Source organism: Natrinema salaciae, assembly GCF_900110865.1.
Classification (GTDB): domain Archaea; phylum Halobacteriota; class Halobacteria; order Halobacteriales; family Natrialbaceae; genus Natrinema; species Natrinema salaciae.
The window spans coordinates 104,590-128,003 of sequence record NZ_FOFD01000006.1; the positions used below are offsets into that span (position 1 = coordinate 104,590).

27 protein-coding genes and 2 pseudogenes are annotated in these 23,414 nt (G+C 67.2%); 11 read left to right on the top strand and 18 right to left on the bottom strand.

Features of this window, described 5'->3' with window-relative positions:
• A complete protein-coding gene (locus BMX07_RS18885) occupies positions 1–1,035 on the top strand; it encodes a mannose-1-phosphate guanylyltransferase (protein ID WP_090620944.1) in 1,035 nt (344 codons plus the stop codon).
• A gap of 14 nt (positions 1,036–1,049) precedes the next feature.
• Here the strand turns inward: BMX07_RS18885 and BMX07_RS18890 are convergent, their stop codons facing one another.
• From BMX07_RS18890 to BMX07_RS18905, 4 genes are read right to left on the bottom strand one after another with little or no spacing between them, the layout of a single operon-like run.
• Positions 1,050–1,259, bottom strand: a complete 210-nt coding sequence (locus BMX07_RS18890) for a CbaC protein (protein ID WP_090620947.1) — start codon at positions 1,257–1,259, stop codon at positions 1,050–1,052.
• Complete coding sequence (locus BMX07_RS18895; protein WP_175480210.1) at positions 1,260–3,011, bottom strand: b(o/a)3-type cytochrome-c oxidase subunit 1; 1,752 nt, start codon at positions 3,009–3,011, stop codon at positions 1,260–1,262.
• Positions 3,004–3,813: a cytochrome c oxidase subunit II gene (locus BMX07_RS18900; RefSeq protein WP_090620953.1), complete on the bottom strand. Its 810-nt coding sequence runs from the start codon at positions 3,811–3,813 to the stop codon at positions 3,004–3,006. Before BMX07_RS18900 ends, BMX07_RS18895 begins: the two co-directional genes overlap by 8 nt.
• Complete coding sequence (locus BMX07_RS18905; RefSeq protein ID WP_090620958.1) at positions 3,810–4,013, bottom strand: hypothetical protein; 204 nt, start codon at positions 4,011–4,013, stop codon at positions 3,810–3,812. The genes BMX07_RS18900 and BMX07_RS18905 overlap by 4 nt, the downstream gene beginning before the upstream one ends.
• Positions 4,014–4,113: 100 nt before the next feature.
• On the opposite strand from BMX07_RS18905, the gene BMX07_RS18910 reads away from it, so the two are divergent.
• Genes BMX07_RS18910 through BMX07_RS18920 form a run of 3 tightly spaced genes read left to right on the top strand, consistent with a single transcriptional unit; the run spans position 4,114 to position 7,631 of the window.
• Positions 4,114–4,329, top strand: a complete 216-nt coding sequence (locus BMX07_RS18910) for a DUF8131 family protein (RefSeq protein ID WP_090620960.1) — start codon at positions 4,114–4,116, stop codon at positions 4,327–4,329.
• A gap of 15 nt (positions 4,330–4,344) precedes the next feature.
• A complete protein-coding gene (locus tag BMX07_RS18915; RefSeq protein WP_090620963.1) occupies positions 4,345–5,154 on the top strand; it encodes a sulfite exporter TauE/SafE family protein in 810 nt (269 codons plus the stop codon).
• Between the two features lie 2 nt (positions 5,155–5,156).
• Positions 5,157–7,631, top strand: a complete 2,475-nt coding sequence (locus tag BMX07_RS18920; protein WP_090620966.1) for a heavy metal translocating P-type ATPase — start codon at positions 5,157–5,159, stop codon at positions 7,629–7,631.
• Between the two features lie 39 nt (positions 7,632–7,670).
• Here BMX07_RS18920 and BMX07_RS18925 read toward each other — a convergent pair whose 3' ends face one another.
• Positions 7,671–7,904 (bottom strand): CDGSH iron-sulfur domain-containing protein, encoded by a 234-nt coding sequence (locus BMX07_RS18925; RefSeq protein WP_090621401.1) that lies wholly within the window; start codon positions 7,902–7,904, stop codon positions 7,671–7,673.
• Between the two features lie 167 nt (positions 7,905–8,071).
• On the opposite strand from BMX07_RS18925, the gene BMX07_RS18930 reads away from it, so the two are divergent.
• Positions 8,072–8,365 carry a DUF7521 family protein gene (locus BMX07_RS18930; protein WP_090620969.1) on the top strand — a complete coding sequence of 98 codons (294 nt, stop codon included), beginning with the start codon at positions 8,072–8,074 and terminating at the stop codon, positions 8,363–8,365.
• 76 nt (positions 8,366–8,441) lie between these two features.
• Here BMX07_RS18930 and BMX07_RS18935 read toward each other — a convergent pair.
• Positions 8,442–8,732: pseudogene (locus tag BMX07_RS18935) on the bottom strand (zinc ribbon domain-containing protein); the annotation flags it as partial.
• Here BMX07_RS18935 and BMX07_RS18940 point away from each other — a divergent pair.
• Positions 8,725–9,145 (top strand): annotated as a pseudogene (locus BMX07_RS18940) (IS6 family transposase); the annotation flags it as partial. The pseudogenes BMX07_RS18935 and BMX07_RS18940 overlap by 8 nt on opposite strands.
• A 277-nt stretch (positions 9,146–9,422) precedes the next feature.
• Positions 9,423–10,607 (top strand): NAD(P)/FAD-dependent oxidoreductase, encoded by a 1,185-nt coding sequence (locus BMX07_RS18945; protein WP_090620971.1) that lies wholly within the window; start codon positions 9,423–9,425, stop codon positions 10,605–10,607.
• Between the two features lies 1 nt (position 10,608).
• Here the strand turns inward: BMX07_RS18945 and BMX07_RS18950 are convergent, their stop codons facing one another.
• Both BMX07_RS18950 and BMX07_RS24685 read right to left on the bottom strand, forming a co-directional pair.
• Positions 10,609–11,109, bottom strand: a complete 501-nt coding sequence (locus BMX07_RS18950) for an Hsp20/alpha crystallin family protein (protein WP_090620973.1) — start codon at positions 11,107–11,109, stop codon at positions 10,609–10,611.
• 199 nt (positions 11,110–11,308) lie between these two features.
• Positions 11,309–11,467 (bottom strand): DUF7559 family protein, encoded by a 159-nt coding sequence (locus BMX07_RS24685; RefSeq protein WP_175480211.1) that lies wholly within the window; start codon positions 11,465–11,467, stop codon positions 11,309–11,311.
• Positions 11,468–11,628: 161 nt separating this feature from the next.
• Here BMX07_RS24685 and BMX07_RS18955 point away from each other — a divergent pair, with 161 nt between their 5' ends.
• Together BMX07_RS18955 and BMX07_RS18960 are read left to right on the top strand one after the other, a co-directional pair.
• The gene (locus BMX07_RS18955) at positions 11,629–13,356 is read left to right on the top strand and encodes a radical SAM protein (RefSeq protein ID WP_090620975.1); all 1,728 of its coding nucleotides are present in this window, start codon (positions 11,629–11,631) and stop codon (positions 13,354–13,356) included.
• Positions 13,357–13,539: 183 nt separating this feature from the next.
• Positions 13,540–13,950 carry a TRAM domain-containing protein gene (locus tag BMX07_RS18960; RefSeq protein WP_090620978.1) on the top strand — a complete coding sequence of 137 codons (411 nt, stop codon included), beginning with the start codon at positions 13,540–13,542 and terminating at the stop codon, positions 13,948–13,950.
• Positions 13,951–14,148: 198 nt separating this feature from the next.
• On the opposite strand, the gene BMX07_RS18965 is transcribed toward BMX07_RS18960, so the two are convergent.
• From BMX07_RS18965 to BMX07_RS18975, 3 genes are all read right to left on the bottom strand, one after another.
• A complete protein-coding gene (locus BMX07_RS18965; RefSeq protein ID WP_090620981.1) occupies positions 14,149–14,823 on the bottom strand; it encodes a YkgJ family cysteine cluster protein in 675 nt (224 codons plus the stop codon).
• 30 nt (positions 14,824–14,853) lie between these two features.
• Positions 14,854–15,666: an MBL fold metallo-hydrolase gene (locus tag BMX07_RS18970; protein WP_090620984.1), complete on the bottom strand. Its 813-nt coding sequence runs from the start codon at positions 15,664–15,666 to the stop codon at positions 14,854–14,856.
• A gap of 145 nt (positions 15,667–15,811) precedes the next feature.
• A complete protein-coding gene (locus BMX07_RS18975) occupies positions 15,812–16,093 on the bottom strand; it encodes a MarR family transcriptional regulator (protein WP_090620987.1) in 282 nt (93 codons plus the stop codon).
• A gap of 223 nt (positions 16,094–16,316) precedes the next feature.
• Here BMX07_RS18975 and BMX07_RS18980 point away from each other — a divergent pair, with 223 nt between their 5' ends.
• Together BMX07_RS18980 and BMX07_RS18985 are read left to right on the top strand one after the other, a co-directional pair.
• Entirely contained in the window at positions 16,317–17,024 is a 708-nt protein-coding gene (locus BMX07_RS18980) for a class I SAM-dependent methyltransferase (protein WP_090620990.1), read from the top strand.
• A gap of 52 nt (positions 17,025–17,076) precedes the next feature.
• Positions 17,077–17,976 carry a glycosyltransferase family 2 protein gene (locus tag BMX07_RS18985; RefSeq protein ID WP_090620993.1) on the top strand — a complete coding sequence of 300 codons (900 nt, stop codon included), beginning with the start codon at positions 17,077–17,079 and terminating at the stop codon, positions 17,974–17,976.
• Positions 17,977–18,002: 26 nt separating this feature from the next.
• Here BMX07_RS18985 and BMX07_RS18990 read toward each other — a convergent pair whose 3' ends face one another.
• From BMX07_RS18990 to BMX07_RS19015, 7 genes are all read right to left on the bottom strand, one after another.
• Complete coding sequence (locus tag BMX07_RS18990) at positions 18,003–18,791, bottom strand: enoyl-CoA hydratase/isomerase family protein (protein ID WP_090620996.1); 789 nt, start codon at positions 18,789–18,791, stop codon at positions 18,003–18,005.
• Between the two features lie 52 nt (positions 18,792–18,843).
• Positions 18,844–20,352 (bottom strand): glycosyl hydrolase family 28-related protein, encoded by a 1,509-nt coding sequence (locus BMX07_RS18995; protein ID WP_090621403.1) that lies wholly within the window; start codon positions 20,350–20,352, stop codon positions 18,844–18,846.
• A 2-nt stretch (positions 20,353–20,354) separates the two neighbouring features.
• A complete protein-coding gene (locus tag BMX07_RS24690; RefSeq protein WP_175480212.1) occupies positions 20,355–20,495 on the bottom strand; it encodes a hypothetical protein in 141 nt (46 codons plus the stop codon).
• A gap of 71 nt (positions 20,496–20,566) precedes the next feature.
• Complete coding sequence (locus tag BMX07_RS19000) at positions 20,567–21,022, bottom strand: DUF2267 domain-containing protein (RefSeq protein WP_090620998.1); 456 nt, start codon at positions 21,020–21,022, stop codon at positions 20,567–20,569.
• Positions 21,023–21,125: 103 nt separating this feature from the next.
• On the bottom strand, positions 21,126–22,109 hold the full coding sequence (locus BMX07_RS19005) for an LLM class flavin-dependent oxidoreductase (RefSeq protein WP_090621000.1): 984 nt from the start codon (positions 22,107–22,109) through the stop codon (positions 21,126–21,128).
• A gap of 154 nt (positions 22,110–22,263) precedes the next feature.
• On the bottom strand, positions 22,264–22,590 hold the full coding sequence (locus tag BMX07_RS19010; protein WP_090621003.1) for a HalOD1 output domain-containing protein: 327 nt from the start codon (positions 22,588–22,590) through the stop codon (positions 22,264–22,266).
• An 87-nt stretch (positions 22,591–22,677) separates the two neighbouring features.
• Positions 22,678–23,346 (bottom strand): helix-turn-helix domain-containing protein, encoded by a 669-nt coding sequence (locus tag BMX07_RS19015; protein ID WP_090621006.1) that lies wholly within the window; start codon positions 23,344–23,346, stop codon positions 22,678–22,680.
• Between the last annotated feature and the right edge of the window lie 68 nt (positions 23,347–23,414).

The window sequence follows — 23,414 nt, forward strand, 5'->3', positions numbered from 1 at the left end:
ATGGACCGACCAGTCGTCGCCTGCGTCCTCGCTGGCGGCACCGGCAGTCGGCTCTACCCCGCGAGCCGCAGCGATCGGCCCAAACAGTTTCTCGCCCTCGACGGCGAGGAGTCGCTGCTCGCCCGGACGATGGACCGAACCGCGTTCGCCGACGAGCGCTACGTTCTGACTCGCGCGTCCCTCGCCGACGACATTCACGAGCACGCGCCGGAAGCGGGCGTGTTGATCGAACCAGACGGCAAGGACACCGGCCCGGCGCTGGTCTACGCCGCCTGGCGGCTCCGCGAGCGGTTCGACGAGGAGCCCGTGCTCGTCTGTCTGCCCAGCGACCACCACGTCGCCGACGACGGCGCGTTCGCCGCCCGACTCGAGCGCGCGGCCGCGATCGCCGTCAAAACGGACGGGCTGGTCACGCTGGGCGTCGAGCCGACGCGGCCGGCGACCGGATACGGCTATATCGTCCCCGCTCGGAGCGATCTCGGCGGCGACGGCGCGTACGCACCTGTCGACCGATTCACGGAGAAACCCGACCGCGAGACGGCGGCGCGACTCGTCGACGCCGGCGCGTACTGGAACGCCGGCGTCTTCGCGTGGACACCCAGTGCGCTGTTGCGGGAAGCGCGCGAGTCTCCACTCGCGCCCCTGGTGTCGGCGCTCGAGGACGGCGATCCCGACGGGGGGTTCGACGCGGTCGAGTCGGTCAGCGTGGATTACGCGATCCTGGAGCGCGCCACGGACGCTGTCGTCACCCCGCTGTCGATCGCGTGGGACGACCTCGGAACGTGGGACGCCGTCGGGCGGGCGGTCGCGGCCGCCGACGCCGATGACGCCGGTAACGATCCCGTCGTCGGGGGCGTCCTCTCGATCGACGCGACGAACAACGTCGTCGCCGCGCCCGACTCACACGTCTCGCTGCTCGCGGTCGACGACCTGATCGTCGCCGCGTTCGACGATCGGATTCTGGTCGCCCCGCGCGACGCCGCACAGCGAGTTCGCGACGTAGTCGCGCGACTTCGCGAGCGCGACGCGTTCTGAACGGCGCGGCCGCGCTAGCTCGAGCGGGACGGTTCGGCCTCCGCGTCGCCGTTCGGCGACCACACCGCCCAGGCGACGATCGCGAGGACGAACAGGCCGGCGAGCCCGACCGACTCGAGGACCGAGAGCTTGATCCCGACCCACGAGAGGGCGGTCCGGAGCTCGACGACGAACGGGACGAGGAAGGCAACGACGACGAGCAACGCGCCCTTCGAGATGCGCATCTAGCCGATCACCTCGCGGAGCGACTCGACGGTGACCGTGGGATCGGCTCCGATAGAGACCTGAAAGCCGTCGATGCCGGGCCCGAACAGCCCCCCGGCGTCGACGATGCTCGCCATCGGGAGCGTGTACGCGAAGATCACGAGGACGATCGCGATCCCGGTCCAGAGCGCGAGGTTGTCGAGGATCGCCGGCGAGTCCTCCGGGCCGGAGAGCGTATCGGCGTAGGTGTTGTCGGGGATCGAATCGCTGGTGTCGTTGAACGAGGTCATGACCATGTTCGCGAGGAACAGGGCCAGCGACACGGTCAGGATCACACCGCCGAGGGCGACCTGCGTGTTGATCTCGCTGACGGTGCCGACGGCGGGCTCGAACTCGAAGCCCTGATATTGCGGCTCGGCGGTCCGGCGGGGCATCCCGAACAGCCCGGAGCGGTGCATCGCGTTCGACATGAAGGTCATGCCGATGAACCAGAGCAGGACCTGCACCTGGGCGACCGAGCGGTTCCAGAGCTCCTTGCCGGTCAACTGCGGGAGGAACCAGTAGGACGCGGCCATGAACGTCAGCGCGACGGCGGTGCCGACGGTGAGGTGGAAGTGGCCAACGACCCACCACGTGTTGTGGACGAGGTAGTTGATGTTCATTCCCGCGTTGATCATGCCGGAGAAGCCGGCCGCGGCGAACATGAGCCCCGCGAGTGCCATCCCGGTGAACACCGGATCGCGCCACGGGAGCGCTTTGAGCCACCCGAGGTAGCCCTCACCGCCGCGCTGGCGCGCGCCGTGTTCCATGCTGGCGACGACGGTAAAGGCGGTGAGCAGGCTGGGCAACAGCAGGAACATCGTGTTCGTCATCGCGATGAACTTGTACCCCTCCGCGATGCCCGGGTCCAGATACTGGTGGTGGATCCCGAGCGGCGTCGAGAGCAACAGGAAGAGCACGAAGACGACGCGTGCGAGCGGATCGCTGAACAGCTTCCCGCCGGAGAGCTTCGGCAGCATGATGTACCACATCATGTACGCCGGCATCAGCCAGAAGTAGACGACGGCGTGGCCGAAGTACCAGAAGAGCGTCCTGGTCAGCAGCGGGTTGACGGAGTCGACGATCCCCAGCGACCACGGCAGCAGGAACACGAGGATCGCAATGGCGACGCCGAGCGTACAGATGTACCAGAACAGCGTCGTCGTCAACACCATGAACGTCGGCAGCGGGATCCGGTCGTCCGGGTGGTCGCTGCGCCAGGCCCACCACGTCCGGAACCAGTCGACGCCGGCGAGCCAGGAGCCGACGACGAACAGCACCAGCCCGACGTAAAAGATCGGGTGGGCCTGCAGCGGTGCGTAGAACGTGAAGAGCACGTCCGCGTTCAGCGGTGCGCCGAGCACCTCCGGCGCGTCCTCGAGGAACCCGGAGAAGATCGTGACGCCGACGAGCACCGTCCCGACCACCATCATTCCGTACCAGCTCCAGGTAAAGCGGATGTCCACGACGCCGCGCTCGAGGCTGGTCGTCACCGCCCAAGTGAAGATCCCCACGAGGAAGAAGATCGTGAACGTGATCGCCAGCAACACGCCGTGGGCGGTCAACACGGTGTAGTAGTCCGGCGACTCGAGGAACCGGAAGACCGCCGTCCGGTGGAGCGCCTGCACGAGCCCGAGCGTCCCGCCGATCGCGAGCGCGATGAAGGAGCTCCAGAACGCCGCCTTGATCACCTTCGCCTCGGTCGGGAACTGGTCGATGTAGGCGTTACGCATCGCCGTCACCTCCGTCGGACCCGTCGTCACCGCCATCGGCGGCCACAACCGAGAGTGTCCCGCTCTTCTCGTAGTCGTCGACGGTCACCGTCCAGTCGTTGTCGCCCGGTCCTAGCTCGTCGGTGTCGACCGCGAACTCGACGGTTTCGCTGCTGTCTCCCGAGACCGTGATGGCTTCCTCGGACGTCTGGTTGCCGATCTCGAGGGTCGCGGTCGTCTCGAGGTCGGTCTGCATGCCGTTGCTCACGGTCGCGTTGATCGTCGTCTCGTTGCCCGCGTCGACCTCGTCGGGAGCGTCGACCGACAGTTCGGTCAGGTCGAACTCGTCTTCGGGGACGACAGTCAGTTTCCCCTCCATCGTGTGGTGATATTCCCCGCAGTACTCGTTACAGAGGATACCGTACTCGCCCGGTTCGTCGAACTGGACGGTCATCTCGGACACCTGTCCGGGGACGACCATCGTGTTGATGTTCGTCCCGACGACCGAGAAGCTGTGCGTCACGTCCCGGCTCGTGACGTAGAACGTCACCTCGCTGTTGGCCGGGACTTCGATCTCCTCCGGCGTATACAGCCACGTCTGTGCGACGATGTTTGCCTCGTACTCGTTGCCGCCGACGTGTTCGACGCCGGGGTCGTCGAAGCGCTCGTCATCGTTGATCTCGGCGGGATCGATCGTGCCGCCGTCGTCGTCGATCATCGCGATACCGGGACCGACCGCGCCGTACGTGATCGTCGCGATGAAGCCGACGATCAGCACCATCGACGCGATCAGCCAGATTTTCTCGTACGTGTGGATGTTCATAGCAGACCCACCACCGTCAGGACCGCCCCGACGACGGTCGGGCCGTTGCCGAGGAACTCGACGAAGTACATGAACAGCCAGAGCAGTACCAGTATCAGGAAGTAGATCCCGATCAGGATCGCCGTCCCGATCGGATCGTACTCATCGTGACCAATCTCGCGAACGTGATCGGCCTCCCGTTCGTCTATCACCGATTTCATACGGAAAGGTAGGTGAAGGGGATGCCTTACGCTCGACTGGAGTTCCCGGCTGTTGGGAACGACTCAAGACCTTAAGCCATGGCGGGCCGAAGCGTGCGGTATGTTCCTCGAGACAGTCTCGCCGCGGCTCGCGGCGACCGCGGGAGCACTCGCAGTCGTGCCGGTGCTCGTCTACGGAGTTACCAACTCGGGAATCGCCGGTCTCGTCAGCGCGGTCAACGTGGCGCTCATCATCGGCTCGCTGTACGTCGCCATGTCGCCGCTCGAGGGACCGCACGACGACCACGCCGATGACGGCAACGGAACCGTCAGCTGAACCCCGTCCGTCCAGATGTCTCCCGTTTCGATCGCGAGCGTTGCAGGGTCGGGGCCCGGATTCGAGCACGCGAACCTGCTCGTCCTCTTCGTCGTCGGGCTCCTCGCCGGCGCGCACTGCCTGGGAATGTGCGGGCCGCTGGTGACGACCTACGCCGATCGGATCGGTGCAGCGAGCGGGAAGCGCCGCGACGATACGCTTACCGGCTACGAAGTGCGCCAGCACGCGCTGTTCAACCTCGGACGGACGGTCAGCTACGCCGCTATCGGCGGCCTGTTCGGCCTGCTGGGCGCGATTGCGATCGCCTCGAGCGAGGCCGTCGCCGCGGTTGGCGACTCCGTCAGGGGGGCGACGGGAATCCTCGTCGGGATCGCGATCGTCGCCAGCGGCGTCTACTACCTGCGCGGGCGGACCGCCGTTCCCGGCCACGGGCTGCCGGTCGTCGGAACGGCGTTCCGACGGCTCTCGGGGCTGCTCTCGAACCGGGTCGACCGACTCGCGACGTCGCCGGGGATCGTCGCGCTCGGCGCAGTCCACGGGTTCATGCCGTGTCCGATCATCTATCCGGCCTACCTCTACGCGTTCGCGATCGGCTCGCCGACGAGGGGGGCGCTCTCGCTGGCCGTCCTCGGACTGGGAACGATCCCGACGCTGTTCGCCTACGGGACCGTCCTGAACACGATCGACGCCGAGACGCGCGTTCGACTGCACCGCGGGCTGGGCGCGGCGTTCGTCGTCCTGGGCTATATCCCCCTCTCGCACGGGCTGATGCTGTACGGCATCCACCTGCCGCATCTCCCGCTGCCGTACGCACCACCGTTCTAACGATGGACGACGATAGTCGACCGACCGCGCGTTCGCCCGCGCCGACAGCGGCGGCCGACGCCGCGGCGGCGGATTCGACCGCACGCACCGAGACCGGGGACGAACCGGCGGCCGGCGTCGACGCCGAGACCTGCGACCTCTGTGGTCTGCCGACCCCGCCGACTCCCATCACCGACCCGGACGCGGACGGCTCGTTCTGCTGTCGCGGCTGTCTCGAGGTCAACCGGACGCTCGAGCGGACCGACGACGCGCCCGACGAATCGGCGGTTCGGTCCCGGCTGGACCGGCTGACCGACGAGGACGGTCGCGACCTCGACGACCTCGACGGCGAAGACGCCTACCTCGCGGTCGACGGCATGCACTGTTCGACGTGCGAGGCCTTCCTCGAGACGACCGCCGAGCGCGAGCCGGGGGTCCTCGGCGCGACGGCGAGCTACGCGACCGACACGATCCGGCTCGTCTACGACCCCGACCGGCTCGCGGCCGCCGACCTCCCCGACCTCGTCACCGGCTACGGGTACACCGCGTCCGATCGGGCGGCCGCCGACGGAGACGCCGGCTCCGACGACGGACTCGCGCCGCTCCTCCTCGGCGGGTTCTTCGGCATGATGGTCATGGTGTGGTACGTCCTGTTTCTCTACCCGACCTACTTCGACTTCGAGCCGGTCGCCGAGTTCGGCGGCTACGAGCGAGCCTTCCTGGCGGCGAACATCTGGCTGTTCACGTCTTTCATCCTCTTCTACACGGGGTTCCCGATCCTCCGGGGCGCGTCCGTTAGCCTCCGGGCGGGACGGCCGAACATGGATCTGCTCGTCGCGACGGCCGCGCTCGGTTCGTACGCGTACAGCACCGTCGCAACCGTCCTCGGGCAGAGCCACCTCTACTTCGACGTCACCGTCGCGATCGTCCTCGTCGTCACTGCGGGCACCCACTACGAGCGAGCCGTCAAACGCCGCGCGACCGGGCTGCTCTCCGAACTGACCGAACAGCAGGTCGACGAGGCCCGCCTCGAGAACGGCGAGACCGTCCCGCTCGAGGCCGTCGACCCGGGCGACCGACTCCTCGTCCGTCCCGGCGAACGCGTGCCTCTCGACGGCGAGGTCGTGTCGGGGTCCGCCGCCGTCGACGAGTCCCTGGTTACCGGCGAATCGATGCCCGTCGGAAAGGGGCCCGGCGACGACGTACGCGGCGGGACCGTCGTCACCGACGCCCCGATCGTCCTCGCGGTCGGCGACGAAGCCGAGAGCACCCTCGATCGGCTCGTCTCCCTGCTCTGGTCGATCCAGAGCGCTCGCCCCGGCGTGCAGCGACTCGCGGACAAGCTCGCGACGGTCTTCGTCCCGCTGGTCGTCGCCGTCGCCGTCGCGACGACCGCCCTCATGCTCGCGACCGGCTCGAGTCCGTCGAGGGCGCTGCTGGTCGGGCTCACGGTCGTGATCGTCTCCTGTCCCTGTGCGCTGGGGCTCGCGACGCCGCTCGCCATCGCGGCCGGCGTTCAGGCCGCCGCCGAGCGGGGGATCGTCGTCGCCGCCGAGACGATCTTCGAGGGCGCGTCCGACGTCGACGTGGTCGTCCTCGACAAAACGGGAACGCTCACGACCGGACGGATGACCGTCGAACGCGTCGTGACCGCCGACGACGGTCCCGATGCCGCTGCCGAACTGCGCCGGCGCGCGGGCGCGGTCGAGGCCCTCTCCGAGCACCCGATCGCGGCCGCCGTGGCCGACGATGCACCCGATGCCGAAGCCGCGACCGTCGCGGAATTCGAGCGCGCGGACCGCGGCGTCAGTGGCGTCGTCGACGGCGACCGCGTCACCGTTGGCCATCCCGACTTCCTCCGCGATCGGGGACACGCGATTTCGGACGCGCTCGAGTCGCGGATCGCCGACGCTCGCGCGGCCGGCCGGGTCCCAGTCGTCGTCGGCTGGGACGAGCGGGCTCGCGGCGTGATCGCCGTCGGCGACTCGCCGCGCGAGGAACTGGGAACCGCGCTCGAGACGCTCTCCGAGGGGCGGGAGGTCGTCGTCCTCACCGGTGACGAGGGGGCGGCCGCCGACCGGTTCCGGGAGCTGGACGGCGTCGACGAGGTCTTCGCCGGCGTGCCGCCGGAAGCGAAAGCCGAGACCGTCGATCGGCTGCGGACTCGCGGGACCGTCGCGATGGTCGGCGACGGGAGCAACGACGCGCCCGCGCTGGCCACTGCCGACGTCGGGATCGCTATGGGGGGCGGAACGAAGCTCGCGACCGACGCGGCCGACGCGGTGATCGTCGGCGACGAACTCGCGGCCGTCGCCGAGACCTTCGACATCGCGGCGGGCACGCATCGGCGGATCCGTCAGAACCTCGGCTGGGCCTTCGCCTACAACGCGGTCGCGATCCCGCTCGCGGTCGCCGGCCTGCTCAATCCGCTGTTCGCCGCCGTCGCGATGGCCGCCAGCAGCGCGCTCGTCGTCTGTAACTCGGCGCGGTCGCTCTAGGCCCGCGCGTCCGCGTCTCGGCCGGCCTCGAGGGGCCGATTACGCGTCGTCGTCGGCCGTTACGACTCGCTCGACTGCTCGACGCTCGCCGTCCTCGTAGACGTACGTCGTTCCGTCCTCCTCGTCGCGGGTCCGTCGGTGGCTCCCGTCGCAGAAGGGAAACGACCCCGAGAGTCCGCACTGACAGACCGCGATGTCTCCCTTCTCGTCGTCGACGTCCGACGGGTCGAGTTTGCGCGGCCCCGTTTCCTCGAGTTCGACAAGTCGTGTCATCGTGACCATCTCGGAGGGCCGTGCGCAAAACGGTTCGCTCGCAGTCGGCGGGACGCTCGGGCTCGTACAGCCGCTCCGACGACCACGACAATCGCTGGCACGCACCACGGCATTCGGCAACGGCAAGGTTCTTAGTACAGGTCTTGAATATCGAAACGAGAACAGTCATGTCGTTCTACGCCGCGGCAATGCCGACCGCGATCGCGCTCGCGGTCGTCAAGACGCTCGTCCTCATCGTCGGCGGCGTTATCACGTTCTTCGCGTACAAGGCCTACCGCCGAACGCAGCAGCCGGCGCTTGGCTATCTCACGTTCGGGTTCGGGCTGGTCACGCTCGGACTGGTGCTGGCCGGCATGCTGTACGAACTGCTCTCGGTGCCGCTGATGACCGGTATTCTGCTCGAGAGTCTGCTCGTGCTCGCCGGCTTTCTCGTGATCGCCTATTCGCTGTACGTCACGTAAACTACCCTACCCTACTCCTTCGGCGCATCCGCGCCTCAGTCCTTGAGGGGAGGGCTTTGATGTGGACTCCCAGCAATCAGTCGCCAACAGTAGGTTGGTAACTCTCGCCGTTCAACGTCCCACCATTTACACGCACGTCTACTGGTGCGTCTCCGCTCCCCGACTTGGGCGAGGAACGGAGTCTGTGTTTTCGCTTTCGGGCATAGCGTAGCCCGATATTCTTCGCTGCATTGTAGTCTGCGTTGACCTCGTAGCCACACTTCTGGCAATGGAAGTGTTCGCCGTCACGGTTCGATTCGTGAGTGAACCCACAGTCCATTCGAGAACAGCGTTGGGACGTGTGGTTCGGCTCAACTTGCGAGACCGCTGTCAAGATTAATGGCGAATGGTCTTGGCTGTATAATTCAATAGATACCGAGTTAAAGTTAATTCTTGATGTCGCGTTGTTTGGGCGGCATGGCACCGATCCCGCGGCTGCATTCCTGCATGGACTTCGCGAGAAACACTATCTCTCAGACGCTGTATTTCTCGTCGATCAATTCGGCTATCGGACTGCCCTTGATCGGTTAGGGCTAAGCGGTTGGGTCAACGATACCGAGCGAAACCTCATCGAAAAGTGGTTTCACACCTCAAGATGCGTGTCGACCGCTTCCATAGGTCGTGGGTGGCCAGTCGGGAGAGGTCCGTGAGTGACTTGAGAAGCTCATGCATTACTACAACCATCACAGACCGCATCAAACGCTCGACGGAGATACTCCAGCCGAGGAGGTTCAGAACTAGACAGTGCCCTTGTATCGGGATCGTCGTACTGTCGTCTACGTACGACAGGGGGAGTCGGCACCGAACCATGGGGCTCCGCCCTGTCGTCGTACCCCCTTCCTTCCGGCTCGCTCGAGACGAGTCGTCGACCGATCGGCACACCCGCGTCGCGACCACCCAGAGGTAAGTGGCCCGCACACCGAGTGGCGTCCATGTACGTCGAACCCGACGCTGCGAGCGGAACCGATGATCGCGTCCGGAGCCACCCGCATCGAGCGATTCCGGCTGGTGATCGCTCATGACCGGCGACGACGAGCTCGACGTGGCCGTCGGCGCGGACGCGTTCACTCGGGAGGGAACCGGGCTCGAGGTGGCGGTCGTCGGTGCAGGAGCCGTCGGCGCGACCGCAGCGTACGACCTCGCCCGCGAGGGGGCGGACGTGACCCTCTACGACCGCGGCAGCGTCGCGAGCGACGCGACTGGCCGAGCAGCGGGCATCTGCTACGACGCCTTCGCGGACGAGCTCGACGCCGAGATTGCCAGCGACGCGATCGAACGGTTCCGCGCGCTCTCGGGCGACGACACGTTCCCGTTCGTCGAGTGTCCCTACGTCTGGCTCGCCCGCGAGGGCGACGCCGATCGGGCGGACGCCGTCCGCGAACAGGTGCGACGGATGCAGGCCAACGACGTCGTGGCCTTCGAGATGGACGGCGACGCGCTCGCGGATCGGTTCCCCGCCCTGCGAACCGACGACGTCGCGGTCGCGGGGATCGCCGGCGGCGCTGGCTATACCGATCCCGCCGAGTACGCGGCCTGTCTCGCGGCCGCAGCCACCGGCGCGGGGGCTACCCTCGAGACCGAGACCCCGGTCGACGTTCGAACCGATCCCGCTCGAGTGGTCCGTCCCGACGGCGAGACCCACGAGGTCGACGCGGTGCTCGTGACCGCCGGTGCGCGCACGAAGGAACTACTCGCGAACGCGGGGATCTCCCTCGCCGTGAAACCGTACCGCGTGCAGGCGCTCGTCGCTGACGGCGACCTCGCGGAGCCGATGTGTTACGACGCGAGCGGCGACTTCTACCTGCGACCGCACGCCGGCGGTTTCCTCGCCGGCGACGGCACCGAGGAGCGCGAGGCCGACCCCGACGCCTACGATCGGGACGCCGATCCGGCGTTCGCCGAGGAGCTCACGGCGCGGGTCGCACACCGGGTCCCCGCTCTCGCGGAGAGCGAACTCGAGCGGGCGTGGGCCGGTCTCTGTACGGCGACGCCGGACAGGGATCCGCTGGTCGGTGCTGTCGCCGACGGGCTCTACGTCGCGACCGGGTTCCAGGGCCACGGCTTCATGCGCGCGCCGGCGATCGGACAGCGACTCGCGGAAGAAATACTCGGCGGATCGGGGATCGACGCGTTCGACCCGACGCGGTTCGACGGCGACGAGTCGTTCGACGTCGTCGAGGGAATGGCACTCGATCGGAACTGACTCAGTCGTCGATGGTGACCGGTCCCGTTTCCGTCCCCGAACCCTGCTCGCGGTCCGATTCGGCCGCGGACCCGTCGGTCGCCTCGAGTCCGTCCGCGGTCTCGCTCTCGTCGGCGTCGCCGATCGACGAGCCCTTCGGAATGTCGACGCTCAGCGTTCCCGTCTCGCTGAGCCGCGCCGTTCCGGCGTCCGGATCGACGACCGCGTCGCTCGGTAACTCGGCGTCGCCGGAGAGCGACATCCCGCGGCCGGGAAATCGCATCTCGTGCCCCTCGTGAAACTGCCTGAACCGGTCGATCCGGATCCTGACGTTCCCGTCGAGGTAGCGGACCTGAACGTCGTCCGGTTCGGCACCGGGTGCGTCGAAGACGACCCGATAGGAGGTTTCGTTTTCGAGGATGTCGACGGGGAGCGAGCGGTAGTTCTGGACGCGGCCGTTCGCGCGGCCGACCTGTCGGTAGAGGGCGTCTCCGAGCGACGAACCGATGTCTTTGATGGTCACGGGGTGTCACCCCGGACGGTGCGCGTGGCGGCGGTCGCGGGGACCGAGAGAAGGACCTGACAATGCATGGAAGGCATGACCGTATCGATGGCTATGATATCGCCGTTGATATCCCTTTCGACGGATTCAAAAGAAACGTCTGACGGATGCGCCCGTTTTCGGGACGCCTCCCTCGACCGAGCGGGCTCCACCGCACCGGTCAAAGTTCGACCCGCTCGAGACAGTCGGTTCCCCCGCAGACCGGACACGACAGCTCCGTGATGTCGAACTCGTCGGGGACGTCGTACGTGTAGTGGTTCTCGAAGAGGTCGAGAAAACAGTCCTCGGCGGTACAGACGATCTCTTCCGTCGGCGGCATACGCGGCCCTTGGTGGGCCGAACTAATCAACATTGGCTTCACCCACGACGACTGCAGGCATCGGCGGGCATCGGCGTCGCCACCGCCTCGCTCGTGGTCTCGGACCGATCGACCGACGCCGTGTAGTCATCGTTTTACCCCTCGAGGCGCTATCGGGAGCCATGACTGCCCCCGAGACGCTGTCGGTGACGATCGTCGATGGCTACGTCGACGAGCCCGCACACTTCGGGGTGCCGCCGTACATCTCGACGTATCCGCGGTACGTCGCGGGCGCGCTCGTGGATGCGGGCGTCCCCCGCGAGACGATCACCTACCATACGATCGACCGGCTTCGCGACGAGCCCGACTATTGGCGGGACGTCGACGAGGCCGATCTCCTGATCTACCTCGGCGGGATGACCGTTCCCGGCAAGTACGTCGGTGGCACGCCGGCCGAGCCGGACGAGGTTCGCAAGCTCGCCTGGACCGCCGACGGGACGAGCCTGATGGGCGGCCCCGTCAAGTTCGGCGTCGGCGACGAGAACGCCGGCGCGACCGAGACCGAACGTCAGGACCTCGACTTCGATTTCGTCGCCAAGGGTGACGTCGAGGCCGCCGTCTACGACCTCGTCGAGAGCGGGCTCGAGGGGTTCAACAACCGAATGCGGGACATCGACGAGGTGTCGCGGTGGGCCCGGGAGGGTGCGTTCGTCGTCGAGCAACACCCCAACCACCCCGACTACCTCATCGCCGAACTCGAGACCTCTCGCGGCTGCGCGTACCGCTGCTCGTTCTGTACGGAACCGCTCTACGGCAACCCGTCGTTCCGGCCGCCGCCGACCGTCGTCGGCGAGGTCGACGCGCTCTCCGACTACGGCGTCACACACTTCCGGCTCGGTCGGCAGGCCGACATCCTCGCCTACGGCGGCGACGGCGAAGCACCCAACCCGGACGCCCTTCGGCAGCTCTACAGCGGGATTCGCGACGTCGCGCCCGACCTCGAGACGCTCCACCTGGACAATATGAACCCGATCACGATCGTGGAGTGGCCCGAGAAGAGCCGGGAGGGGATCCGGATCATCGCCGAGCACAACACGCCCGGCGACACGGCCGCGTTCGGCCTCGAGTCGGCCGACCCGGTCGTCCAGGAGGAGAACAACCTGAACGTCACTGCCGAGGAGTGTTTCCAGGCGGTGCGGATCGTCAACGAGGAAGCCGGCTGGCGGCCCGGTGGGGACCCCGACGCCGCGCCCACCTTCGGGCAAGACGCCCCCAACCGACTCCCCAAGCTGCTCCCCGGGATCAACCTCCTGCACGGACTCAAGGGCGAACGCGAGGAGACCTACGAGCGCAATCGCGCGTTCCTCCAGCGCGTCTACGACGAGGGCTACATGCTCCGCCGGATCAACATCCGGCAGGTGATGGCCTTCGACGGGACCGAGATGAGTGAGACGGGAGCCGAGATCGCCAACGAGCACAAGAAACTGTTCAAACGGTACAAAAAGCGCGTTCGCGAGGAGATCGACAACCCGATGCTCGAGCGGGTCGCCCCTCCGGGGACCGTCCTCCCGGACGTCCACCTCGAGTACCACCAGGACGGCAAGACGTTCGGCCGTCAACTCGGCACCTATCCCCTCCTGGTTGGGGTGCCCGGCGAGCGCGAACTCGGACGGACGATCGACGTCGCGGTCGTCGACCACGGCTATCGCTCCGTCACCGGCGTCCCCTATCCGCTGGATCTCAACGCGGCCTCGATGGACGAACTCACCGCCATCCCCGGCATCGGCGACAGCACCGCCGGGGACATCGTCGTCAATCGCCCCTACGAGGCGGTCGCCGACGCCGACCTCGAGACCGCGTTCGACCTCTCCCGATTCGTCACGACGCGGCCGCTCGAGCCCGCGGACTGAGTCCAGCGCGTTCCATCGCGTCGGCGGGTTCCGCGACCACCTCGAGGGACGAGACGTTCGGAAGGCGGTTGCCCTCGATCCTCCGATGTTGGTCCGTACTGCGGACATTTCCCGCCAATCGATGGTTCGGTGTCGGTAGTTCTATTATGGATGGGAATCTGCACTGAAATAGAGGGTCTACCTGTGGAGATATCTGAAAAATTGCTGTGTCTGTTCAGTACGGACGTTTCGGAAGAGGAGGATCGGTACGTCATCGAGGTTCCGCGTCAGGAAGTCGAGACCGGTGATATCGACCCCGGTGAGGTTTATCGCGTCGCGCTCATCTCGCGCGAGGACGACAGCGGTGCCGACGAGGGGTCGGCCAGTGCCGCGCCCCAGAGCGCGCCGTCGGAGCCGCAGCCACCGGTCGACGTCGGCGAAACGCGCTACGTCGAGATCGAAGACATCGGGAAACAGGGCGACGGAATCGCCCGCGTCGAACGCGGGTACGTCATCATCGTTCCCGGTGCCGACGTCGGCGAACGCGTCAAGATCGAAGTTACCGAAGTCAAGTCGAACTTCGCGGTCGGCGAGATCATCGAGGAGACGTTCTAACGCGCCTTTTTGTGCGAGGAGCTGGCGAAGCCGACCCGCGCGCAAAAATCTAGGACGAAAAACGGCCGAGCGTGCCAGAGATGCGCTCGGAGAAACGGCGCGAACCGCGTCGTACAGCGGCTTCTCGCGCGTCTCCGATCGATTCGCACACGTCGACTTCTCCGTTCGCCGCTCGAGTTACACCGTTCTGAACCCGTCTCACTCCTCGAGCGGCGTCCCGTCGACTCCCTTCGCGCCCTCGGAGTCGTGGACGACGACCTCGCCCGGGCCGGGATCGGCGGGTTCGTACTCGTCGCGGACCGCGATGGCCTCCTCGAGTTCCCGGACTGCCCGTTCTTTCAGCGCTCGAGCCAACGCTTCGGCGTCGTCTCGAGAGATGTCCCGGCCGAGACCCTCGCACTCGTGGGCGCGGACGACCCCAGCCTCGTCGACGGCCTCGCCCATCGGCTGGCTGGTGCCCGCCAGCGCGACGCTGAACGGATAGGTCCGGCAGATCAGCGGGCGGTCGTCGTGAGCGGCGCAGGCACCCACCCCTGCATCGTCTTCCTCGTAAAAGGTGCAGTCACCACAGCCGTCGGTCTGCAGGGCCCACTCGAAGGTCTCGCCCTCGAGGCCTCCTTCCTCCGTCTCCGAGAGTCCGTAGGGCATCGGCCGGGCGACGTCGCGCCAGTCGTCGTCGCCGGCGGCCCCGTCGCGCTCCTCGAGGTCGCGCACTTCGTCCGGGAACACCGTGGCGGTGTGGTCGTCGGCGTCGTCCCCCTTGCAGCAGGCTCCGCAACGGGTACACTCGAAGCCGATCGACTCGATCGCGTCCGCGAGGTCGGCGACGGCGAGCTGGCGTGCGTCTTCGAGTTCGGCTTCGAGCGATTGCACACCTGAGGGGACGCCGCCGACGCGGAAAAGTCAGTCGTCCTCGTCCGCGGACGCGGACGCCCCCGCTCTCGCCGCCCGCTCGCCGTCCCACCGAACGCGTCCCTCGACGGCGAGCTTCTCGAGGTGGGCGACGACCGTCGCCCGCGCGAGGTCGCGCACGCCAGAGAGGTCCTTCTCGTAGGCCCCGTCGAGGACGTCGTCGAGGGTCTCGGCACCGCCGGCGACCGCGTCGAATACCCGCCGCTCGCGCTCGGCTCGGTGGGAGAGCAGTCGCTCGAGCGTCTCGCGGGGCGCGTCGATTTCGGGGCCGTGTCCCGGGTAGAGTGCCGGGGGAGCCGCCGCCCGGAGCCGACGCAACGTCGTCACGTACGCGCGCATGTCGCCCTCGGGCGCGCCGACGACGACGCTACCTTCGCGGACGGCACAGTCGCCACAGAGGACCGGGCCGCCGCGGCCGGCCTCGAGTGCGACGTGATCGGGCGCGTGGCCCGGCGCGTCGAGGACGCGGACGCACTCGTCGCCGAGGCGGATCGTCGCCCCCGGCACGAACGTGCGGTCGGGTTTGCGGCCCGTCGCGTCGCGAAATCGGTCGGTTCGCCCGTATCTGGCCCAGACCGTCGCGTCGGTCGCGGTCGCGTAGGCGTCGACGGCACCGACGTGATCGGGATGGGTGTGCGTGACGAGGATGTGCTCGACGGTTCGCTCGCGGACCAGTCGATCGAGTTCGTCGGTCCGCGCCGCCGGATCGACGAGAACCGCCGGATCGGTCCCGAGCAGGTAGGCGTTGGTATCGCCGCTCGGAGCGCGCGTGGCAACCGGAACGGAACGGGAAACGACATCCATAGGTCGACGTGACACCGAGCGAAAAAATGTATATCGGCGGCCGGCGGGTTCCCCGTGACCGCGTCGGCCGCGTCAGCGAGGGTTGCAGTGTGTTCAGCGCGACCAGTGTGACCAGTCTGACCGATGTGCCGGGTACCGTCGCGGGTCAGTTCTTGAGGTAGTACACCTGCTTGCGGGCGTCCCGGAAACTGTACCGGGAGCCGACGAGATCGACGTCCTCGAGACGATTGAGCGCGTAGCGAACGGTCCGGTCGGGAAGGAGCGATTCCTCGGCGAGTTGGCCCTGCGAGAGCGGCGAGTCGGTTTCCAGCACTTTCGCGACGAGTTTCGCACTCGGGGGCAGCTCTCGAAGCCGGTCGCGGTATTCCTCCTCGGACAGGGTTTCTTCGGCGGCAGTGGCGCGGTCCTCGGCTGTGCTCAGGCTCATACGTACGTCAGCGGAATCGTCGATGGTAAAGCTTCCCTATATGTGGATACGAATAATGCAGTTTGTATAAGGCATATGAATGAGGTATTAACACGAATCCAGAAACGCGTCGATTCCGCGACGTTCGGGAGTGAGACCGCGGGACTCGCTGTCGACTGCGACGGGATTCCGTCAGCGGACTCCAGTATCGTTTTATCCTATCACAACAGTAGGTTCGCCCAGTGTGAAAGGACAGGAGTGGTACCAGGCCGACGACATCGCTGAGGAGTACGACGACAAGCGGTTCTCCCGGGGCGGACAGCTGATCGACCGCCGGGAGAAGGAGGCCGTCCTCGAGGCTATCATGCCGGTCGAGGACCGAAAGGTCCTCGAGATCGCCTGTGGTACCGGGCGGTTTACGGTCATGCTGGCCCATCAGGGCGCCGACGTCGTCGGACTCGATATCTCGGCGGCGATGTTACAGCAAGGGCGACGGAAAGCGCGGAACGCCGACGTCACGGGAACGCTCGACTTCCTCCGGGGCGACGCGGGGCGGCTGCCGTTCCCGGACGATCACTTCGACACCGTCGTCGCGATGCGGTTCTTCCATCTCGCGGACGATCCTCAGGCGTTCCTCCAGGAGATGCGACGGGTCTCCCGCGATCAGATCGTCTTCGACACGTTCAACCGGTTCTCGACGCGGAGCGTCTACAACTGGGCGCTTCCGATGGGGTCGCGGCTCTACTCGAAGAGCGAAGTCGCGGTGCTCCTCGCGAAGACCGACCTGACGCTCGTCGACGTCGAGGACGACTTCCTCCTGCCGTACGGGCTCTATCGGTCGATCCCTAACGGACTCGCGTCGCCGCTCCGAGCGCTCGACAAGACGATTGGCGAACTCCCGGTCACCGATCACTTCGCGTCGGTGTCGTACTGGAACGCGCGCGTTCGCTGATCTCTCGAGTCGAATCCAATCTATTTACTATCAGGAGCCCGTATCGAACGGTATGGAGCTCTCGGTAGTCGTGTCGACGCTCAACGACCGGGAGCGATTACTGTCCTGTCTCGACGCCCTCGCGGAGCGGACGCCGTCCTCGACCGAGATCATCGTCGTCAACGGTCCCTCTTCGGACGGGACGACGGGCGTCGTCCGGGAGCGGGATGACGTCGACGTTCTTGTCGAGATCTCGGAACGGAACTCCGGCGTCTCCCGGAACGCCGGCTTCGAACTCGCCACGGGTGACGTCGTCGCCTTCCTCGACGGCGAGTACGCGATCGACCACAGCTGGTATTCGGCTATCGACGAGTCGCTGGACGACGGAACGGCCGTCGTCACCGGCCCCGTCACCGGCGGTCCGATCGGGACGGAACTGCAGTCGTCGCGGCGGATCGCCGGGCAGACGGTCTCTCACTTCCACGGCGACAACGTCGCCTTCGAGCGGTCGGTCTTCGAGTCTCTGGACGGGTTCGACGAGTACGTCGTGACGGGGAGCGAGCGCGACTGTGCCCACCGCGTGGCCGGGCTCGGCTACGAGGTATCGTGGGCGGCGACGATGGCCGCTCGCTGTGAGGTCGGGACCGACGGCGGCCGGGCCGATCCCGACTGGGGCGCGACCTACCGGTCGCTGTCCTATCGACTGATGAAGAACTACGGGCCGCGACCGACCGTTCTCGCGCGGACCGCCGGCAGCGCGCTCCGGGACGGTGCCGACGGCGTTCGCCGGCTGGCCTCCGGCGAGGCGACGCCGACGGGCTGGGTATCCGACGGGGCCGACGTGATCACGAACGTTACGCGCGGGCTCTGGGACGGCGTTCGCGCCCGCTACACCGATCGATCGCCCCGGCGAAACCCCAACGGCCTCTCGACGCGCCACGACCGGGCGGTTCGCGTCTACGACCGGCGCTGACCGGCGACCGAACCGGTTTCGACCGCTCACTCGCCGCGGAACTCCGGCTCTCGATCCTCGAGGCGCGCCTCGAACCCCTCACGGTAGTCGTGGGTGTCGTCGAGTTCGAAGCCGAGCCGCCGCTCGTACTCGAGACCCCGCTCGAGGGGCAGGTCGAAGGCGGCGTTGAGCGCTCGCTTTCCGTTTCGAAGCCCCAGTGGCGCGTTCGAACAGAGGTCGTCGGCGAAGGCTTTCGCCCGGTCGTCGACGGCGTCGGTGTCGACGACCTCGTGGACCAGTCCCATGTCGGCGGCGTCCTCGGGGTCGACGAACGCGCCGGTCAGGACGATCTCTTTCGCGTTCGAGAGGCCGACCAGCCGCGGGAGCCGCTGGGTCCCGCCGCCGTGGGGGAACGTGCCGAGCGCGACCTCGAGCAGGCCGTACTTCGCGTTCCGGCCGATGATCCGGAAGTCACAGGGAAGCGTGAGTTCGAACGCGCCCGCCGGTGCTGCGCGTTTGATACCGGCGACGACCGGCTGTCGGATCTCCTCGATCGCCGCGAGCACGTCGGGAAAGACGTCGCGATCGATCTCGGAATCCGGCTCGACGCGGTCGCGCATCATCTCGAGATCCATGCCGGCGGAGAAGACGGGCCCCTCGCCGAGCAGGGTGGCCGCGCGGACGTCGTCGGCCGCGTCGACCCGTTCGAAGGCCTCGACGAGGTCCGTCATGAGCGGGACGGTCATCGCGTTTCGCTTGTCGGGTCTCGAGAGATAGACGTCCGCTCGGTGGTCGTGCCAGTCGATTGTGACGAGTCCACTGCCAACGGATTCCATGCGGAGACGGTCGCAGGCCACGGTAATAATGGTCGGGTGCCGTACGGATCGATCACGATTCCGACGAGGTGACCCACTCTCGAGTCGCCCCGTCGACGACGACCGTCGTTCCGACGTCGTCGAAGGAGACTCCGCCGTAGGCGACGCTACTGTCGGACCCCACGTAGAGGCCGACGGTGCCACAGTTCGACGCGCGAGCGGTCGTGAGCGTCGCGTCCACGTGTTCTCGAAAGCGAAACCCCTGGTGGTTGGCCCCTTTCGCCGTTACGGTGCTCAGTTGCAGGTCGACCATGTCGTCGAAGATGATCGCGTTCGTGAACTCGCCGTCGACGATGACGTTCGAGAGCACCGCCCCGTCGAACCCGCTCGCGTACAGCCCCGAGCCGGCGGCCAGTCCGTCGTCATCGGTCCTGATCGTGACGTCGCTGATCGTCAACTCGCGTCGCCCGCTCTCGGCGTGGCCGGTCGTGATCCCCCTGGCGTTTTCGATGCACGAAACGCCGTCGATACGCAGATCGGCGACCGGTTCGTCGGGGTCGGTCCTGATGGCGGTGTACTGGCATCCGGTGATGTAGCCGTCTTCGATGGTGATCGACTCGGTTCTTCCCCGATGGAGGTGGACGCCGTACTCGGGGCCGTTGGTCGGATCGATCTCGAAGTTCGAGAGGGTACAGTTTCTGGTCGGCGTCCCGTCGTCCGCGACGAGGCTATCGCCCCGACCGTCCCACACGCTGTTCCAGGCCGTTCCCGGGCGCTGCACGTCGAACTGCACCGGTGCGTCCGACTCGCCCTCCCCGCCGCGGGTCGCCCAGTAGCCGTTCACCACGACGTTTTTGGACGAGACGACGTCGATGTGGTGATAGTGCACCCGATCGCCGTAGATATTTTCCAGCCGAACGTTTTCCGCGTGTGCGGGCATGATCCCGGTCGCGTCCGGCGCATCGATGCGGACGTTGCGAACGCCCCAGTTCGATGCGCCGGCGTAGCCCGTCGCGTCGTACCCCCTGTTCGAGAGGAGCGCCCGCCCTTCCTCACCGTCGGGGCGCGGCCCGTCGAAGACGGTCGCGCGCCCCGCGCCCAGCAGCATCGTGTCGTCGCCCACCAGCGGCGTCCGCTCGAGGAGGTATCGGCCGGGAGGGAAGTACACGATCCCGCCGCCGGCCCCGTCGACCGTCTCGAGGAGTTCGTGGACGGCCTGGCCGACTTCGGTTTCCCCGTCGCCCTCGATTCCGTGGGCCTCGACGTTCCACACGGGGGTTTCCTCGGTCCGCGCGTGGACGAGCCGCGCCGCCTCGAAGTGACTCGTTCCCGGCACCGGGTGGTCGGCGCACCCCAGACCGCTGAAGTGCTTCCAATCGCCGCTCGCAGCGTCCCAGCGCCAGGTGAGCCCCTGATCGGTCGCGTGGTACAGTTCGTCGTCGTACTCGCCCTCTGCGGGCCGGTCGGCGATCGGTCCGTGCACGATCGCGCGTTCGTCGACCGCCTCGACCGTGTCGGTGTGGTCCCAGTCGTCGCCCCGCTCGTACGTCCCCAGTCCGAGTCGCGGTGTTCGATCGACCACGATCACTCCGCCCCGTATTCGCGTCCGTACGCCGTCCCGTATCCGGACCGGGTGGTCGTGCGATCCGAACAGCCGGCGAGCGTAATGCAACCGCCCGACACTGTCGCGAGGAGGTCGCGCCGCCGCAGTTCTGAACTGCTCATATCACCGGACTGCCCCGATACCGTATAAAAATACGTATGCGACGAGCGCGAGCGGCCGCCGCGGGCACCGATCAGGCCTCATCCCAGGGCTTCGTCTCGAGGCCGACGAACTCGAACACGTCGTCGAACTCGTCGGGGAGTTGCGCTTCGGCGTGGGCCAGCTCGCCGCCGGGGACCCGTTCGCTGACGAGTTCGACGACCGCCTTGATCCGATAGACCGCCTCGGCCCGGTCGACGGTCGACGGTCGCCCGTACGACGCGTCGAGGTCGAGGTCGTCGTAGTTCAGTCGCTCGAGCACGCGGTCGACGAACGCGTCGTAGTCGTAGGTCGCCCCGTGATCGGCGGCCAGCAGGTACCGGTCGATCTCCATCGGCAGCGGACTCGCCATGTCCGTCGCACCGCCCTCGTCGACGCGTTCGCCGAGCGTCTCGAGGACCGCACGCGTCGTTCTGACGGCCTCGGCCTGCGTCCCGGCCTCGATTCGGTGCTGTACCTCGCCGACGAAGTCCGTGTAACTCGTGCTCATTGTCGGTCTCCCCGCGTGCTCGAGATTGTCGGCGGTCGGCTGGAAAAACACCGGCCGCGGATTCGCAAGCCGAGCCGGGCGCGACGGTGGCTCTTCCCGACCGCTACGCGCGCTCGGGTGCCAGCGCCTCGATCGTCGTCTCGGTCACCTCGTTCGAGGCCGGTTCCGGGACGACGACGATCGGGTGGTCGATCCCCGTCTCGGCGACGAGCGATCGGAGTCGCTCCCGGGCTTCCTCGGGCGTTCCGGCGACGCCGAGATCGGCGAGCATCTCGTCGGTCACCGCGCTCGCGGCGTCCCGTTTCTCGCCGCTGCGCCACGCGTCGGCGATCCGGTCCGCTTCGTCGGGGTAGCTCGTCGCGACGGCGCGGCGGTACCCCTCACCGCTCCCGACGTAGTAGGCGACGTGCCGTCGCAGCGTCTCGCGAGCCGCTTCTGGGTCCTCGCTGACCGCCGACGGGACGTACGGCGCGATCGTAATCTCGTCCGGATCGCGCTCGCGTTCTCGGGCGGCCGCCGCGACCTCTTCGAAGGCCTCTTCGAGCCGCGAAAACGGGATATTGTGCGGAATCCACCCGTCGCAGAGCCGACCGACCACGCGACGGTTCGCCGGCCCGAGCCCCGCGTGATAGATCGGGAACGACGCCCCGATCGACGGGAAGTCCCTCGCCTCGAGCAACTCGCCGTCGTACGCGACCGGCTCGCCGGTTCCCGCGGTGAACTCGCGAACCAGTTCGATCGTCTCGTGGGCGCGTCGCACCGGTCGGTCGAACGCCGTTCCGTGGAGGTCTTCGACCGCCTTGGCCGTGCTCGTCCCGAGCCCGAGCGTGAACCGGCCATCCGACGCGTCCGCGAGCGAGGCGGCCGTCATCGCGAGGACGGCGGGCGACCGGGAGTAGACGTTCAGGATCGCGGTGCCGATTCCGATCTCGTCGGTCCGACAGGCCATTTCGGTCGCCTGCACGACGCCGCTCGCGCCCCAGAGTTCGCCGACCCAGACCGCGTCGTACCCCTGCTCTTCGGCTCGAGCCGCGACGTCAGCGAGGTCCACGTCGCCGAACGAGGTGACCATGAGTCCAACGTCCATGGGCGGTCATCGATTCCCAGGAGCAAAAATCGACGTGCTCGTCGCACGCGCGGTGATAGCTTTATTCTCGAGCGCGCCGGTCACGCCGGCGCGATCGTTCCCTCACGGTCCCCGAGCCGGCGACCTGACAGCGACTCGAGTCCGCGGCCGAGACCTATTCGATCGTCTCGAGTTCGATCTCGATCTCGTCGCCGTCGGGTTCGAAGACGAGGACCTGGCCGTCGCCGGTCACGAGCAGCACCCAGTCGGCGATCGGTACCTCGAGGGCGATTCCGGAGCCGGCGGTTCCGGCGTGATCGAACAGTCGATCGAGGGCCTCGAGTTCGATCGTCTCGTAGAGCGGTTCGATCTCCAGTGGCGATCGATCCGCGACCGTCGAGATCGCGTCGATAACTGCGGTCGAGGGTCGTCGCGGGCCGTCCATGTCGAACTGCGTCCGACAGAGGGGGACGGACTCTCGCTGCGCAATGAGGGAACTCATTACCTAGTATACCGGTCTCGGCTGGTTGAACGAGAAGGCGGCATATTCCCGACTTTATATACACCCCCGATCCGTGCGGACCGCCGCTCAGCGCGCGACCGTGTTCGCGACGAGCGCCTCCAGTGCGCGTCGGAGCCGACTGCTTACCGCCGACGAGGAGATTCCGAGTTCGGCGGCCAGGTCCTCGACGGACGCGTCCCGCGGCTCCTCGAAGTACCCGCGCTCGTAGGCCAGGCGTAACGTCTCCCGCTGGACCGGCGTCAGCCCGTACAGCGGACTCGCCTCCTGCTCGCCCTCGTTGGCGTGATAGAGCCTGTCGACCGTGAACTCGACGTCCCTGTCGCGGCAGTACGCTCGAAACGCCTGGAGCGTCTCGAGGGCCGGAACCTCGAGCGTCGCGATCCACCCGCCGCGTCCGCTCGTGGCGTGGAGGATGCGCAGCCCCAGCGCCGCGGCCTCCGGGAGGACGAGCCGTTCGGCGGAGGTCAGCCGCATCCGGTAGACCCTGAACTCGCCGCCGTCGATGATGACCGTCGGCTCGGACACCGTCGGGTCCGTCGCCAACGCCGCCTCGAACGGATCGAACGAGTCGCCGGTGACCTTGAAGAAGAGGTAGTAGGTCCCCGGCGCGGCGATCGTCTGGTACTCGAGTTCGCTCTCCATCTCCGGGACGGCCTCGATCGTCGGCGTGAGGACGAGCTCCGGGTGGACGAGCGTAATCTCCGCGATGGATCGCGAACCCCTCGAGTCGCTCATACGCCGTCGTTCGGTCGCGATGGCAATGAAGCTTGAACCGTCCCGGAGGTCGCGGTCCGCCGGTGCCC

What these genes read in the sequence shown, in the direction of transcription:
- BMX07_RS18915 (WP_090620963.1), top strand. Translation starts at nt 4,345, where the DNA reads ATGTCTCCCGTTTCGATCGCGAGCGTTGCAGGGTCGGGGCCCGGATTC.
- BMX07_RS19005 (WP_090621000.1), bottom strand. Translation starts at nt 22,109, where the DNA reads ATGGACGTTGGACTCATGGTCACCTCGTTCGGCGACGTGGACCTCGCT.
- BMX07_RS18905 (WP_090620958.1), bottom strand. Translation starts at nt 4,013, where the DNA reads ATGAAATCGGTGATAGACGAACGGGAGGCCGATCACGTTCGCGAGATT.
- BMX07_RS19015 (WP_090621006.1), bottom strand. Translation starts at nt 23,346, where the DNA reads ATGAGCGACTCGAGGGGTTCGCGATCCATCGCGGAGATTACGCTCGTC.
- BMX07_RS19000 (WP_090620998.1), bottom strand. Translation starts at nt 21,022, where the DNA reads ATGAGCACGAGTTACACGGACTTCGTCGGCGAGGTACAGCACCGAATC.
- BMX07_RS18885 (WP_090620944.1), top strand. Translation starts at nt 1, where the DNA reads ATGGACCGACCAGTCGTCGCCTGCGTCCTCGCTGGCGGCACCGGCAGT.
- BMX07_RS18910 (WP_090620960.1), top strand. Translation starts at nt 4,114, where the DNA reads ATGTTCCTCGAGACAGTCTCGCCGCGGCTCGCGGCGACCGCGGGAGCA.
- BMX07_RS18920 (WP_090620966.1), top strand. Translation starts at nt 5,157, where the DNA reads ATGGACGACGATAGTCGACCGACCGCGCGTTCGCCCGCGCCGACAGCG.
- BMX07_RS18990 (WP_090620996.1), bottom strand. Translation starts at nt 18,791, where the DNA reads ATGGAATCCGTTGGCAGTGGACTCGTCACAATCGACTGGCACGACCAC.
- BMX07_RS18975 (WP_090620987.1), bottom strand. Translation starts at nt 16,093, where the DNA reads ATGAGCCTGAGCACAGCCGAGGACCGCGCCACTGCCGCCGAAGAAACC.
- BMX07_RS18985 (WP_090620993.1), top strand. Translation starts at nt 17,077, where the DNA reads ATGGAGCTCTCGGTAGTCGTGTCGACGCTCAACGACCGGGAGCGATTA.
- BMX07_RS19010 (WP_090621003.1), bottom strand. Translation starts at nt 22,590, where the DNA reads ATGAGTTCCCTCATTGCGCAGCGAGAGTCCGTCCCCCTCTGTCGGACG.
- BMX07_RS18925 (WP_090621401.1), bottom strand. Translation starts at nt 7,904, where the DNA reads ATGACACGACTTGTCGAACTCGAGGAAACGGGGCCGCGCAAACTCGAC.
- BMX07_RS24685 (WP_175480211.1), bottom strand. Translation starts at nt 11,467, where the DNA reads ATGCCGCCGACGGAAGAGATCGTCTGTACCGCCGAGGACTGTTTTCTC.
- BMX07_RS18970 (WP_090620984.1), bottom strand. Translation starts at nt 15,666, where the DNA reads ATGGATGTCGTTTCCCGTTCCGTTCCGGTTGCCACGCGCGCTCCGAGC.
- BMX07_RS18930 (WP_090620969.1), top strand. Translation starts at nt 8,072, where the DNA reads ATGTCGTTCTACGCCGCGGCAATGCCGACCGCGATCGCGCTCGCGGTC.
- BMX07_RS18955 (WP_090620975.1), top strand. Translation starts at nt 11,629, where the DNA reads ATGACTGCCCCCGAGACGCTGTCGGTGACGATCGTCGATGGCTACGTC.
- BMX07_RS24690 (WP_175480212.1), bottom strand. Translation starts at nt 20,495, where the DNA reads ATGAGCAGTTCAGAACTGCGGCGGCGCGACCTCCTCGCGACAGTGTCG.
- BMX07_RS18900 (WP_090620953.1), bottom strand. Translation starts at nt 3,813, where the DNA reads ATGAACATCCACACGTACGAGAAAATCTGGCTGATCGCGTCGATGGTG.
- BMX07_RS18890 (WP_090620947.1), bottom strand. Translation starts at nt 1,259, where the DNA reads ATGCGCATCTCGAAGGGCGCGTTGCTCGTCGTCGTTGCCTTCCTCGTC.
- BMX07_RS18895 (WP_175480210.1), bottom strand. Translation starts at nt 3,011, where the DNA reads ATGCGTAACGCCTACATCGACCAGTTCCCGACCGAGGCGAAGGTGATC.
- BMX07_RS18945 (WP_090620971.1), top strand. Translation starts at nt 9,423, where the DNA reads ATGACCGGCGACGACGAGCTCGACGTGGCCGTCGGCGCGGACGCGTTC.